Source organism: Paenibacillus taichungensis, from assembly GCF_003287275.1.
GTDB lineage: Bacteria > Bacillota > Bacilli > Paenibacillales > Paenibacillaceae > Paenibacillus > Paenibacillus taichungensis_A.
This window is the reverse complement of record NZ_QEVW01000033.1, coordinates 99,680-113,922: the sequence shown is the minus strand read 5'-3', so window position 1 is coordinate 113,922 and position 14,243 is coordinate 99,680. Positions and strand designations below refer to the sequence as shown.

Sequence of the window (14,243 nt, the reverse complement as noted above, 5' to 3'; positions counted from 1 at the left end):
AATTAGAATATACCATGTACAAAAATAAATTGCAACCCTTAATTAATATTTTCTATTATCGTTTGATGAGAACAGTAGAACCGTTATATTCCCTTTTTATCATAATCAATCATTGTCTTGTAATCAGATGTTAAGAGCCTACATCTATTAAATATTAACTCTCTCCATAAGAGATAGTAGTTGCTCTAGTATAAAAGGAAGTAGCGTATATAGCCAACCAACCACCACACGCTTCTCCCCCTCATACCCTGAACCTTCCCATCATAACTGTATCGAAATACCGACCATCCGCATGCCGTCGATCCTTTTTCAAAGTTCCCTCTATCTCGAAGCCCATTCTTTGGTATAGCTCCATCGCTTTATCGTTCGTCCCCACCACGTTCAAGGTCATCTTCTCAATTCCATTCGTATCTGCCCAGTCTATCGATAGTTCGAGTAGTTTCTTGCCGATCCCGTAACCCCAGAACTCTTTCGCTACGCAAACACCAAATTCAACCTTATGAGAAAATCGCTTTAGATCGACTCCCTCACATCTGGAATAGCCGACGATTTGTTCCTTTACAATAGTAACGAGAAACAGATTTCTCTCTTTCTCCGAGTCCAACCGGATTATTTGTTCAAACCTCGCTGGATCAATAAAACCTTCACCTTTTTCGCGATCCATATACTCGGTTTCTCCATCCAACTGTACACGAAGTGAAGACAATGCCTCAGCATCCTTTTCCATTGCAGACCTAATCGAATAGATCAATCCTTTTACATTAAAATCCTGTTGATCGATGATCATACGCTATAATCCGTCCAATCTAATTTATTTTCCCTTATCCTATTCATGGCTCTACCCCACCTCAGACGGACTCTTGCCCGTAAGCATCTTAAACACCTGACTGAAATACGTCGCGTTACGGAACCCGGTCATCTCACTAACCTCGTAGACCATGTAATGTCCTGACTGTAACAATTCCAGCGCACGTTGGATCCGATACCCGTTTACATAACCCACAAAGTTCTCTCCGGTTACCCTCTTGAACAGCTGACTCAAATATTTGGGGTGTACAAATAGTCCCTTGGCAATCGCTTCAAAACTGATCTCTTCAGCATAATGCATTTCAACGTACTGTTTCACCTGCTCCACTAATTTATTGCTTTTTTTCTCGCCCATTTCTTTTCGTATCTGTTCCATCCAGTTTCGAATAATACCATCCATCCAGCATATCAGATCCTGCAACCCATATTTCGATTGAATTTCCCGCAAAAAATGACTCATTGCCACTGGTGGTGCTAGCATGGGATAATGCCGGTTCCAACTATGAATTAACGTGTCGAATAGGCTCACGGCCACAACTTGCACATCCTGAATATTGCTACCACTCCCTTCGTCCAGCAGATTGCGAAGCTGAACCCATGTCTCCTCTGCCAGATCAGTCCTCATATCTGTCCATGACTCACTCCATTGTCGCAGCAATAGCGAGTAATCCGTGCTGCTCGGCGTTAACGCATCTGATGAATCAAATCGATATACGTGACTCCCGCCCTGAAACTCTGCTTTCTCCAGCGCCTCCCTGCTCTCCAGATAGGAGTCCATCACTTCGCACAAGTGCCCTTTGGACGTTCCAATACCTGCGCTCATTTCGATCTTGAGATACGTAAAAATCTGATCAATCATCCTTTCAACTATCGACTCAAATTGTTCTAGCGGGCCCTTCTCATCCAATAGAAGCAGCACAAACACCTGATCCGAGTAATCCACGATCTCCACCTGGCAGTCGTTTATTTGCGTAGCCTGCTCTTTGACGGTCTCCTGAATAATATCTGCTGCCCCATACCTTAATAACTGCCAGTCCCGTTCTTTCATCCTTGTCAGAAATGCAGGCCGATACAACTGCAGACTGATGGCACGCACTTGAGAGGGCATGCGAATACCCACATAATCCATACGCTCCGCAGGCAATTCCTCTTCCCGATAGCGTGTGGTTAACAGCTCGTGGAGAAACAATTTGCGAAGATAGGGAACCACCCGCCCAATCTCCTGTTTGTAAGTCCGCTCCAGTTGCTCACGCCGCTCACGCACATCCTCTTCCAGTAACACCTCACGCAGAACAGACTCAATCTCCTCCACTTCCGCAGGCTTTAGCAAAAAATGATTCACGCCCCAGCGCATGGCCGCCCGGGCATTCTCGAATTCGTCATATCCGCTAAGAATGATGATCGGCAGATGGGGATGATCCCGCCGCAACGCCTGCGTGACCTCAAGTCCTGTCATTCCTGGCAAGTAGACGTCCGTCATCACAAGATCGGGGCGCAGCTGTTGGAACAGCTCCAGTGCGTCCACGCCATTGGAAGCTGTTCCTGCAATACGGAGGCCAATGGATGGCCAATCAATATGGTCGGTCAATGCTTTTACAATATGCGGGTCATCGTCTACGAGCATAATGGTTTTCATTCATTTTCACCGCCCAGCCATAAGTTTAATTGTTCTTCCGTCTCAATACGCGGCAGCGTAATGGTCACTTCTACTCCGCCTAAATCACCTGCGCATAGATCAACGCCGTACCCTGCGCCACAATATAGTTGAATGCGTTGATGTACGTTTCGTATTCCAATGCCAGTCGTTCCCTCCAGCTTCCAACCCTCAGGCAAGCCCTTTCCGTTATCCTTTATGCAAATGATGATTTTGGATGGTGGATCGATGCCATCCATTTCTCGCATATCCACCTGTATGCGGAGTTTTCCTTCTCTCGGATGCCCATGCATGACCGCATTTTCGATAAAGGGCTGCAAAATGATTTTGGGAATGTAACAGCCTCGCACTCTCGGATCAATCTGTTCATGATAATCAATAGAGAACGGCAGCCGCTCCGACTGAATGCTAACGTAACAACGAGCATGCTCCAACTCATCCCGTACCCGGATGAATAGTCGGCCACCGCTCAATCCGATACGCAGCAGTTTGCTGAGTTGCACAATCATGCGGCTGATGTCCTTGGCCTCATAATCGAGAGCACGCCAGTGGATCATGTCGAGTGTGTTGTACAAAAAATGAGGTTTGATTTGCGCCTCCAATAAACCAGTCTGGGCTTCACGCTTCGCACGGCTCTCTTCCTTCACCTGATCCATCAACTCCGTCAGTTTTGAAGCCATGTGGTTAAACCCATACGCCAAATGGGCATATTCCTCGGTAAACGAAAGCTGAACCCGGGTATTGAAATCCCCCTTCTCCAGTTGCCTCATCCGCTTGATCAGCTGACGTAAAGGACGAACAATCCGCCTAACGAACAGATACGCAAGTACCACTGAAAATAGTAACCCCAGCACAGCTATTCCAAGGACCTGCCATCCGGCCTGCCTCACAGGAGATAATAGTGTGTGAACAGGGATGGTCTGTACCAGACGCCATTGAAGCATAGCAGGTCTTGAGTACAGAACAAGTTGGGCTCCACCCGACTTGCCGGAAACCACTTCAAATCCATCTTCCCCGTGTTCAACATGCTCCTGAATCCATGCACTGTCGACTACAGGTTTGCTTTCGTCTGCAGCAGATGCTTCGGAAGATGCTTCAATAGAAGCATTAATAGAAGAAACACGTTTTGAAGCTCCATTAATAAAGCTTGATTCTTCACCGGATGTTACCCTCGCATCGCCATCGCCCATCTGCATAACGACGTTGCCTGCGGTATCCACCAACAGCACCTGTCCATCCAGCACCATCGGCATATCCGCAAATCTTCGTACAATATCGGCGCGACTCAGGCGAATAAGCACGTAGGCTACCGTCCCACCCCGGCTGTCAAAGATTCGCTGGGCGTATCCGATTAGCGATTGGCCTGATTCGTTTTCCCGCAGAGGTACCCAGGCCGCATCCGCCTGCTCCAATGCAGCAAACCATGAATCACCTGCAATCGTATCCACTGAATAGATGCGGTCGGCCAGCGTGACCGTGACACCGTTGAAGGCATCCGTATACAGTTCCACTGAGGTAATACCTTCACTGACTACCACTGTATGATCCAGTATTTTGGACACCTCACGCCGCTGGTGGATCTGCGTCAGCCTTCCCGTCCCCTTCGTTTCCAGCAGATTCGACAGCTCACGGTTGCTCGCCAAAGAATAAGCCGTGCCTGTCACTCCTGTAATAAAATCAAACCCTCGGCGTGTACTCTCATTCAGAAGAGCAAGTCGTGCTTTGCTGATCTCGGTAAACGTGACGGCAGAGAACGACTGGTATGCTAGCCAGACAATAACCGAGACGAGCAGCAGGTTAAACGCAATAAAGCAAGTCACCATCAACGTGGAGAGCTTGCTTTGTTGCAGCTTATGATTTAGGAATACAGATAATCTTCTTTTCCGCATAGGGAATCAACTCGTTTCGTCTTGGAATTACCCTTTGAGCCCAGAGGTCGCGATTCCTTCCACGAAATACTTTTGACACACGATAAATACGATAAAACAAGGCACCAGTGACAGCACTGACATCGCAAACATCGGTCCCCAATCGGATTGGGAACTGGAATCAAGGAACAGGCGCAAGCCCAGCGGCACTGTATATTTGCTGACATCACTCAGATAGATCAACTGGCTGAAGAAGTCATCCCATGTCCACAAAAAGGTAAAGATCATCGTCGTCACCAGCGCCGGAAAAGCCAGCGGAATGATAATTTTGGTGTAAATTCGTACTGGACCACATCCATCAATCGTCGCCGCTTCATCCAACTCTTTAGGCAATCCCCGGAAGAACTGGACCATCAGGAAAATGAAGAAGGCATCAGTCGCAAGCCATTTCGGTACTACCAGCGGCAGATACGTATTTACCCATTCCAGATGGTTAAACAGAATATATTGAGGGATCAGCGTCACATGGTGTGGCAGCATGATCGTCATCAGCATTAAGCCAAAGCAAATCGCTTTGAACCGAAAATTCAATCTGGCAAAGGCATATGCCGCCATCGAGCAAGAGATAACATTGCCAAGCACAGCGCCCAGCGACAGGACGACCGAGTTGGTCAGAAAGCGGGAGAAGGGATTTCCCTGAATCCCCGTCCAGCCACTGATGTAATTTTGCCAGTTCCATTCTCGCGGCCAGAACCAGGTTTCGGTGAAAATCATATGTCCCGGTTTGAATGAACTGCCCAACATCCAGAGCACCGGGTACAGCATGACAAAGGCAATGACCGAGATCAGTACATGTTTGGCGACTACCCACGCAGTAGAATTTCGTTGTCCAATCATGATTTTCCACCATCCTCATAATGAACCCACAGCTTGCTGCTGCGGAATACCAGCAATGTAAAGACACCGATCAGGATCACCAACACCCAGGCCATTGCGGATGCATAACCCATCTGGAAGAACGAGAACCCTTTTTTGTACAGGTATAGAGAGTACATTAATGTTGAATTGACAGGTCCCCCGCTGCCGTTACTGATGACAAAAGCCTGAGTAAATGACTGGAAGGAGGTAATCAGCTGCATCACGAGATTGAAAAAGATAACCGGCGACAGAATCGGTAGTGTGATATAAAAGAATCTCCGAAGTGGGCCTGCTCCATCTACGGCGGAAGCTTCGTCATACTCAGGTGGAATCTGCTTCAAGCCTGCCAGGAAAATAATCATCGACGATCCGAACTGCCATACCGACAACAGTACTATTGAATACAGGGCATATTTCGGGTTGGCGACCCAATCGGGTGCCTTAATGCCGACCATGGCAAGTACCCCATTGAGCAGACCGTCACCGCCCAGCATTTTGCGCCACAGCATCGCAATCGCCACACTGCCCCCAAGAAGGGTTGGGATGTAATACACTGTACGGTAAATGCCAAGCCCACGAATGCCTTTGTTCAACAGCATCGCCACCAGCAGGGCGAAAATTAGCTTGATCGGTACGGATACGGCAACATACGTAAATGTGACTTTGAGCGATTGAATAAACAGTTTATCCGATGTAAACATCGTGGTGTAGTTATCCAGACCGACCCAGGAAGGGGCGGCCAGGATACTGTAGTCGGTGAACGAAATGTATAAGGAAACGAGCATGGGCCCAAGTGTCAGAAACAATAAACCAACCAGCCAGGGTGCCAGAAACAGAAGCGCTGCTCCATTATGAGCATATCTCCGTTTCACCCGCCGGGCAGTTACACGCTCGGGTTGTGCTTGACTGACCTGTGTTGTACTCATCTTCGCAACCTCCCCGCAGAATATGAAGTCTGGAACCATTCAAGTGTTATTGACTTGATGCAAGTGTCGCCTTGGCACCTTCAATGAACTGGGCAATTACATCCGGTGTGTTGCCTTGGCCAAAGGCAATCTGCTCGCTTGCACTCTTGAAGCTGGTATCCACTTCGGAAAATCCCTGCGGGTATGGCGGATCAATTTCACTGGAGTTTTTCGATACCACATCGATAAATTGGAAGATGGCTTGCTCCGCTTCCGGCAGCGTAGGCTGCATCTTCTCACGGATGCTGGCATTGACCGGTACTCCGCGCTCCGAGCCGAGAATAGCGGTTGCTTCGGGATCATTGACCATGAAGTCGATAAACATCGCCACTTCCTTCGGATGTTTTGTTTTGGCATAACCGGATAGGAACTGACCTGCTTTCAGGTATTCACCGATTTGCTTTTCATTCACACCGTGCGGAAGTACTTGTATGCCAAGCTTATGATCCTGGTTTTTGTTCACCTGCTGGAATGTCAGCAATTGATTAGACCAGGCAAAATCCATAGCGGCTGTACCAAGCGAGATCGGGCGTGTCTCCAGTGCATTCGTAGTCGAAGCTGTCACTTCTGCAGAGGTAGCACCTCCGTTCTCACGAAGCGCCCCCCACATGTCAAACCATTGCTGAAGCTCCTCACTGGTTGCTGTCAACGTCCCACCATCAAATAATCCCTTGCCTGTTTGTCGGATAAATACCTCAAACATGTTCGTGGTTCCAGATACATCCGCCGAACCGTAGAAACCGTCTCCCTTCTCTGCTGCAATCTTGGCCGCGACATCGCTAAAATCCTTCCAAGTCCAGCTTTCCTGCGGCTCCTCGATCCCAAGCTCCTGGAACACGGTCGCATCATAGATTACACCTGGCGCATTTACACCCAATGTAATCGCGTATAATTTATCGTCAATCGATCCGGCTTTGAGCATACTCTTGTCATGATCCTCTGTGCGCAGCTCTTTGCTCTCTGAGTATGGGGTCAGATCAAGCAATGCACCACGCCGGGCAAAGTCGGTTAGAAAAGCGTAATCCATCTGTATGATATCCGGTGCATTTGAACCGGCTACCTGTGTGGTCAGCTTGTCAAAGTATCCGTCCCAACCGGAATATTCCGGCTTGATGGTAATGCCAGGGTGTTTCTCTTCAAATAGCTTAATCACTTTGGTCGTAAGATCGTGGCGAGTCTGTGATCCCCACCAGGTCATACGAAGTTCAATTTTGCCGGAAGTACCCCCTTCTTCACCTTCATTGGATGAGGCAGACGGTACTGATGATCCTCCGGAACAGGCTGTAGCGAACATTAACAGGGATAGGCAGAACAGGGTTACCCACTTTTTGGTATTCAACATGAATGAATTTCCTCCCCTTTTGCTTTTATGGAATCGCTTACAAAAACTATTGTAACGGCCTATGGCTGCTCATGACATAAACAAAAGTAAGCTTTCCTGTCAAAAAAGTAAGGGGTTGGACAAATGTCCATTCAATTGAGATCGATATTCGTAGTGATTAAATAACCACCAGGAATGATGCTCCCGGTGGTTATTCATATATGCAGCATTCTTCGTGCAGCGTACTGTACCTCGCTACATCTTAACGGTGGTCATCCGGATGACTTCAATAAAACGTTATAGTAGATATCATGTAGGTTCTCGATCAAGGTATCCTGCAGTTTTACTGACACTTTCAGGATTGCGTCACAGCAGTTAATGGCACCTTAGGCTGTACCAGATGTTTCTTCATCTTCGCCACTTCTGTTCCTGCCAGCATCATAATGCCAATACCGTGATTGTCATTCGTTACCGTGAGCAGGTCCTTATTGTAATATTCTGCGGTAAAGGCATATCTTGAGCCACTGCATACACCATGTACACTACCCTGACGGTCAATTGCTTTACGGGTTAATCCGTTCCACGCCCGCTCAGCCGCTTCAATGTAACGTGCAGGTTGATATAACCAACCAAAACGTACTCCCCGTGCAAAACCATAAGCAAACATTGCTGTGCAGGAGGCTTCCTGGTATGTTTCCGAATCATTTAATACCTGATGCCACAATCCGCCCTCTCCTTGCAGAGCTTGATATCCTTCACATAATTCATTGAAAAAGGAAATTAAAGCAGGACGATCTGGATGCTCTGCTGGCAAAGCTTCCAATACCTCAGACAACGAAAAGAGCGTCCAGCCATTTCCCCGTCCCCACGGAATCTGTGTCGCTTGTCCATATTTGAAATCATATACGTGGGACATGATCTTGAATTCAGGCATGTACAGATACTTCCGATACAATAAAAATTGTCTAGCGGCTTCGTCCAGTGCTGAATTATTCCCCGTCAGTCGGGCATAACGCACAAGAAACGGTGTGCTCATATAAAGGTCGTCTGCCCACATCGTATTCTCGGCAAATTCACCGATACACTCACGGTAAAATGCACCATCCTCCTGTCGCTCCAAGCGGGTCAGCATAAAATCTGCAATCCGTTCGGCAATAGGCAAGAACGTCGGCTCCTGACATTCGGAATAGGCTTCCAGCATCGCGGAGCCAAAAGAACCACAGTTATCCAGCATTTTCATCATAACCAGCTGCTGGTTAACCGCCGGGAAACCATACTGCTCCCGATCCCATAATGAGTACTCATCCATGCGGGTACACAACCGCACGTGTTCGGACGCATAACGGTTAATATCTGGCCGCTGCAAATAACGTCCAGTCTGTAACAGACCATATACGGTGACACCTAATGGATAATCCCATCGACCATAGTTGGTCACATTGCCTACTGTCCATTTGTTACTGAGCATTGCATTTTCATAATAGGGGCGTATCCACGCTTCCGGTCTGTCCAATCGCCAATATATGCGTTCCTCCCGTGCTTGTTTGCTTCCCGTTTCTTCTGGATTATCGTTTAATACCTTTCCTTTAAACACACGATCAGTGCGCATTAGATCCTGCAAATCAGGTTCGACGTCCTCCGATTCAAAAGGGCCTAGATATAGCCACGACTCCCCAGAAGCTCCGTGCACACGTTGGGGAAGCTCCAGTTCCAGCTGCTCTCCATTCACCGTTGCATTTATTACGAAATTCCATGGCTCAGCCGTATCGCTACATTCACTGCGAATCAACAGGTCATTCCGTCCATAAGATGCGGGTATGTTCACCTCGAACGGACTCGCGTCCTTTAATTGCACCGCCGATACGCCGTTCAGCCATATATTCAGTGGCCCGAAAGATTGACCAGACAAACAGATCGGGCATTCGCTTGAATCTCTGTTAATCAACTTTGTCCACGCATAGGCTTGCTGACCAGGAAGATGTCCGTACATTCGTTTAAGTGTCGGTTGCGTCTGCTTTTCCTCTGACCATTGCGTATCAGGGAGCCACTCCAATCTGTGATCTTCTTCTGACTCGAGCAAATTCCATTCCGGATGACTGTCCTCCGAGCTTACAGGTTTGGAATACACCCATCCGGCCTGCCCCTCTCTCTCCTGGAAAGGAGAGAGCACATTCAGAATACGCACTTTCCCCTCGTCCGAGCCAAACTGGCATCCAAAACCCGCAGGTGTATACTTCATCTCCAGCAGCAACGTATTCCATCCCGGCTTAATGTCGATTCCCAGTTTAACGGTTGCATCCAGGTTGATCTCATCCATGACCGTGGAGCGATACACCAATTTCTCATTAAAATAGAAGCGAACTGGTCCATAACAGCGGATCAGCACATCCAGATTTCGATCTTCATCCCCCCAGACCAGCGCTGCGGCATAGGAAATCTGACCTTTCTGTGCATCAGGGAAACGTTTACTCAAATTCAGATCATACAGACCCTTCTCATTTTGCAAAATACCAGACTTCTGAAATACGCGATATACAAAATTGGCCTGCGCGTTGGCACCTATATATCTCTCTGCCAGCACCTTCAGCACCTGATCCTGATCTTCTCCGAATCGATAATACATGCTCTGCGGTTCACTGAAATACGTTGTCATTGAATGCCCACATTCCTCTCCAGATGGAATACATAGGTATAGCGCTTAACCTTTGTGAGAAAATCCCTTTTTACAGAACGGTGATGATCCTCGTTTATCTTTGGAATAGCCAAATAATAAACCAAGTATACCTGACCTGCTTTACGGTGGCTACAGATTTTTGATTACGCTTACAAATAAATAATTGTATTGTCAGTCTGACGATAAGACAAAACGACGGACTACATCGTTGTAGTCCGTCTCATGTAGATTACACTTATCCAAAAATATCAAATTTAACGAATAGCTTCCCGGTTTCTTCATATACAGATTTGGCTAACCCATCGCCGTCAGCATCTACACGAATGATCAAATCATATTGACCTCTTGTCTCATTCATCTTATTTCCCAATTGCAAAATAATAGGTGTGCCGGGTTCTACATTTACTTTAAGTTTAAGCGTATGGCCATCATCACTGATCTGACTGCTATCTATTATATAATTCTCACCATTAATTTGGTAAAAATCATCTATGCTAAACTGGAACGCATCAGTCCAATACTCGATGGTGCCATCCACAAATTCTTCTCCTACATCGTAGTTTAGAGAAAATGGATTATTTCCATATTGAATTTGAAGATACTTGGTTTTAGCGTTGCTTGAGTCGAAGCCAAAATTACTAGACCCTATAGTCGGCACATCTGCTGGCATCTCTCCGTTCACCAGCGTAAATGCCAGCACATGTGATGCGTCCTTAGTCGACTCGTTACCTGCTGAATCCTTGGCGGTAATCACATATTTGTAGTCTCCTGGACTCAAATTATCCAACTTGGTAAGCGCAAGTGAGCCACCCGATTTGCTTTTGGCAAGGGAAATTCCTTCATCCAGCTCTCCTTCATCCACGACTCCATTCATATTCGCATCAGTCCATCTATAGAAAGTTACAACCGCTCCTTCTTCACTGACTGCTCCGGGATCTCCCTGAACTTGATCCCAGGTTCCGTTGTAATTGTCGATAATTCTAAATTTGCTTACATCCACCGTCGGTGCTGTTGTATCCGCAGGTACAGATGGATTCATGTTCCCGCTGTCGCTACTTCCACCTGATGAGGTCCCGCCATTATTCGAACTGGTAGATGGAGCCGGCGTAGGCACGGGCGTTGGTATTACCTCTGGTGTTGGTGTTGGAGTTGGTGTCGGCACTGGTTCAGGTTGTGGACCTGTAGTTTCTTTTATCGTTTGCAGCAATCGAGAAGCCGTCAGTGCCGCAGCTTGACGATCCGCTTGCAACACCGGTTTAAACATGTTATTTTGATCGCCGATAATGAATCCCGCCTCGAGTGCCGCTCCAACTGCATCTTTCGCATACTCCGAGATGCTTGCGCTGTCCTTGAACGTTAATGAATCAGCTTTGCCTGTTACGTCTGTTCCCATCGCTCTCATTAGGGTTACGACCATATCCTGTCTGGATAATGTCTTACCGCTCCCGAATTCCCCGCTTCCCATGCCTTTAAATATACCTGCTTGATATACCGCTTCGACAAAAGCATAGGCATAGCTGGTCACAGGAATATCTGTAAATGTCGGATTGGGTGGGACGTTATTGGTTACATCCAGCTTTAACGTCTTGGCAATCAGGATGGCAAAATCCTGTCTCGTAATCATGCCGGACGGATTAAATTGCCCATTACTGAATCCAGTGATAATCCCTTCGTTTTGCAACTCTACTATGGCATCCTTGGCATAGGATTTATCGATATCGGTAAATGATACTGCAGCGCTAGCCTGTGTCGCCCACAAAGGTGTTGTCAACAAAGATGCCGCGAGAAGCGAGCTGATGAAATGATTTTTTCTCAAAATAATGCTCCTCCCATATGAAGTATATTCATGCCCTTCCAACGCAAAATCCAATGGAGGATCTTCCTTAAATAATATGGACATGTACGATATTCCCATTATATAGAGAGGCTCTGAACCGATTCTGAACAAGTCGCCTTATTTCGACAACGTGTTGCGCATTGGTTTAAAAAATTGAAAAGCGTTACCGATATAGGTAGTAGGCTATTAATTCCACTTTTTGTATGAGAAAGGAACGATGTACCTTGAGTATTCTTGAATCTCTGGTTAACGCTATGCCTTTTGTAAGACAGATGTTTCGTGATGATGTATCCATATCCATTAATGATCATGAGAAAGTACTGTATTTTGCCGAAGCCAAAAGTCTGGAGATCGGTGTAAAGGTCGGGGACGAGCTGCATGAGGATTATAAGGATTTTAAAATGCTGATTAACAAGGACACACGTACCGTGGCCCGCATGCCCGGTGATCTGCAAGGCAGACCCTTCGATGCCATCCTGATTCCAATTAAGGAAAACGATCAGGTTGTGGGCATACTCGGTGTGAACTACGCACTGGATAACCACCTCACGCTGGAAACGCTGATTAGGGAAAATGAAGCGACCATTCATGCACTAGTTGGTGGGATTCAGCAGATTGCGGCACATTCGGAAGAACTATCCGCGACTTCAGAAGAGATCTTACGCAATTCCAAAAAAGCCTCGGAGAACTCCATCAATGTGACCAAAGTGACAAACGTCATCCGTGAAGTATCCGAACAAACCAACCTGCTTGGCTTAAATGCCATGATTGAAGCGGCTCGTGTCGGGGATCTAGGAAGCGGCTTCGGTGTCGTTGCCAGCGAGGTTCGCAAGCTGTCCGATCACACCAAACAAGCAGCAGCCGATATCGAGTCTTCCCTTGGCAGCGTTCAAGTTTCCATTAAACATATGGAACAGGAGATCGGTCAGATTACCACAGCAACGGTGGATCAGGCTGGGCTGGTAAACGAGTTTATGGAAAGTATTGAACAGCTTAGTGAAACTAGTGCGAATCTGAAAGCATTTGTGCAAAAGATGCTGGCACTGGAATAAAGCTAGCTTGTGGTCTAAGGAATAGATTAAACAGGAATGACATGTACATAAATTAAAATGGGCTTTTCTAACATCAATATGCCAAAGGCTGAAAATAAAAAGCCTCCGCTTACTTTCCTTATAAGGAAGTAAGCGGAGGCTTTCGTTTTATTTCGATAAAGAATCGTGTACTAGACTGACTTACTGTTAAATTTCCACAGCTACGCCGTAATGGTCAGAGACCACAGGGCCATTTTTTCCGTTGAGAACTACCGTCGAAGACTTCGCCTGTACCGGACGATTCGAGAAAATATAATCTATACGGAGATCACGTTTGTTATCTGCCCAGCCGGCAATGGCTTTGACCACGGTTGCACCGTCATCCTTTTGCACAGCCGTCGTGTACAGGTCATTCCAGCCCTTGCTCATCATATAATCGTAGCCTTCCCCTCGTACTTCCGCGACATTATTGAAATCGCCCATTAAATAGAGCGGTTGGTCCATATATGGAGCAAGCTTGCTCTCGGTCAGTTCCCACTGCCCCTTGAAAGGCTCTTGTTCATCATCCCACCAGTTATAGTGTCCATTCACAAACCAGGTTGCTTCGCCTTGCAATTCAGTCTGGACACCTACAATTTTGCGTGTCCGGTAGTTGTCGTAATCTCGCATGTGGGATACATACTCACCAAAAGCCTGTGTGATCGGCGTCCGGCTCAGGATGGCGAGCCCTTCATCGTATTTGCTGAAACCAACATGGGCCGGAATCCATGTCCAGTAATAGGTCTCGGTCAGTTGCGTAAGCAAAACGTAAGCGTAGTTGTCTTTTTTGATCACAGCATCCGATTCCGTGGCAAAGTAATGTTTCAGTTCCTCCGCGGACAGCGCTGCTTCTTGTATGGATTGGTTGACCTCCTGCATGGAGATCACATCAAATTGGTGTGTATTGATAAAATCAGCCAGCTGACTGATCTTGTTCAGTTGGTCTTCTTCTGCCCAAGCGTGCGTATTTAACGTAAGTATTTTCATATGTCTCTCCTGTTGTTTGAAATTAAGCCGAATCCCGGCCTGCATCGTTCCTGTAAGGAATACATACGCTAAGCATACACAAGACAAGCCTATTATGCATGGTTTATGGAAAAAAATAGAGATCGATACTCTTGAGTTTCAC

The 14,243-nt window shown here is 46.9% G+C and carries 10 protein-coding genes; 1 reads left to right on the top strand and 9 read right to left on the bottom strand.

What is annotated here, in order from left to right; translation table 11 throughout:
* Positions 1-241 precede the first annotated feature (241 nt).
* The 8 genes from DC345_RS30655 to DC345_RS30620 all read right to left on the bottom strand — a co-directional run bounded on the left by DC345_RS30655 (position 242) and on the right by DC345_RS30620 (position 12,023).
* The gene (locus DC345_RS30655; protein WP_113056360.1) at positions 242-787 is read right to left on the bottom strand and encodes a GNAT family N-acetyltransferase; all 546 of its coding nucleotides are present in this window, start codon (positions 785-787) and stop codon (positions 242-244) included.
* A gap of 51 nt (positions 788-838) precedes the next feature.
* Positions 839-2,443 carry a response regulator gene (locus tag DC345_RS30650; protein ID WP_113056359.1) on the bottom strand — a complete coding sequence of 535 codons (1,605 nt, stop codon included), beginning with the start codon at positions 2,441-2,443 and terminating at the stop codon, positions 839-841.
* Positions 2,440-4,350 carry a sensor histidine kinase gene (locus DC345_RS30645; RefSeq protein ID WP_113056358.1) on the bottom strand — a complete coding sequence of 637 codons (1,911 nt, stop codon included), beginning with the start codon at positions 4,348-4,350 and terminating at the stop codon, positions 2,440-2,442. The genes DC345_RS30650 and DC345_RS30645 overlap by 4 nt, the downstream gene beginning before the upstream one ends.
* Positions 4,351-4,377: 27 nt before the next feature.
* Entirely contained in the window at positions 4,378-5,226 is an 849-nt protein-coding gene (locus DC345_RS30640; RefSeq protein WP_113056357.1) for a carbohydrate ABC transporter permease, read from the bottom strand.
* Entirely contained in the window at positions 5,223-6,173 is a 951-nt protein-coding gene (locus tag DC345_RS30635) for a carbohydrate ABC transporter permease (RefSeq protein ID WP_113056356.1), read from the bottom strand. The genes DC345_RS30640 and DC345_RS30635 overlap by 4 nt, the downstream gene beginning before the upstream one ends.
* A gap of 46 nt (positions 6,174-6,219) precedes the next feature.
* Entirely contained in the window at positions 6,220-7,554 is a 1,335-nt protein-coding gene (locus DC345_RS30630; RefSeq protein WP_113056355.1) for an ABC transporter substrate-binding protein, read from the bottom strand.
* A 334-nt stretch (positions 7,555-7,888) separates the two neighbouring features.
* Entirely contained in the window at positions 7,889-10,186 is a 2,298-nt protein-coding gene (locus DC345_RS30625; RefSeq protein ID WP_113056354.1) for a glycoside hydrolase family 88/105 protein, read from the bottom strand.
* A gap of 256 nt (positions 10,187-10,442) precedes the next feature.
* Positions 10,443-12,023, bottom strand: coding sequence for an S-layer homology domain-containing protein (locus tag DC345_RS30620; RefSeq protein ID WP_181586792.1), 1,581 nt, complete (start codon positions 12,021-12,023; stop codon positions 10,443-10,445).
* Positions 12,024-12,268: 245 nt separating this feature from the next.
* Here DC345_RS30620 and DC345_RS30615 point away from each other — a divergent pair, with 245 nt between their 5' ends.
* Positions 12,269-13,096, top strand: coding sequence for a methyl-accepting chemotaxis protein (locus tag DC345_RS30615; RefSeq protein WP_113056352.1), 828 nt, complete (start codon positions 12,269-12,271; stop codon positions 13,094-13,096).
* Positions 13,097-13,282: 186 nt separating this feature from the next.
* On the opposite strand, the gene DC345_RS30610 is transcribed toward DC345_RS30615, so the two are convergent.
* Positions 13,283-14,101 carry an endonuclease/exonuclease/phosphatase family protein gene (locus tag DC345_RS30610; RefSeq protein WP_113056351.1) on the bottom strand — a complete coding sequence of 273 codons (819 nt, stop codon included), beginning with the start codon at positions 14,099-14,101 and terminating at the stop codon, positions 13,283-13,285.
* Between the last annotated feature and the right edge of the window lie 142 nt (positions 14,102-14,243).

Excerpts from the sequence above, each read along its gene's own strand:
- DC345_RS30645 (WP_113056358.1), bottom strand. The coding sequence starts at position 4,350 with ATGCGGAAAAGAAGATTATCTGTATTCCTAAATCATAAGCTGCAACAA.
- DC345_RS30635 (WP_113056356.1), bottom strand. The coding sequence starts at position 6,173 with ATGAGTACAACACAGGTCAGTCAAGCACAACCCGAGCGTGTAACTGCC.
- DC345_RS30610 (WP_113056351.1), bottom strand. The coding sequence starts at position 14,101 with ATGAAAATACTTACGTTAAATACGCACGCTTGGGCAGAAGAAGACCAA.
- DC345_RS30655 (WP_113056360.1), bottom strand. The coding sequence starts at position 787 with ATGATCATCGATCAACAGGATTTTAATGTAAAAGGATTGATCTATTCG.
- DC345_RS30630 (WP_113056355.1), bottom strand. The coding sequence starts at position 7,554 with ATGTTGAATACCAAAAAGTGGGTAACCCTGTTCTGCCTATCCCTGTTA.
- DC345_RS30650 (WP_113056359.1), bottom strand. The coding sequence starts at position 2,443 with ATGAAAACCATTATGCTCGTAGACGATGACCCGCATATTGTAAAAGCA.
- DC345_RS30625 (WP_113056354.1), bottom strand. The coding sequence starts at position 10,186 with ATGACAACGTATTTCAGTGAACCGCAGAGCATGTATTATCGATTCGGA.
- DC345_RS30640 (WP_113056357.1), bottom strand. The coding sequence starts at position 5,226 with ATGATTGGACAACGAAATTCTACTGCGTGGGTAGTCGCCAAACATGTA.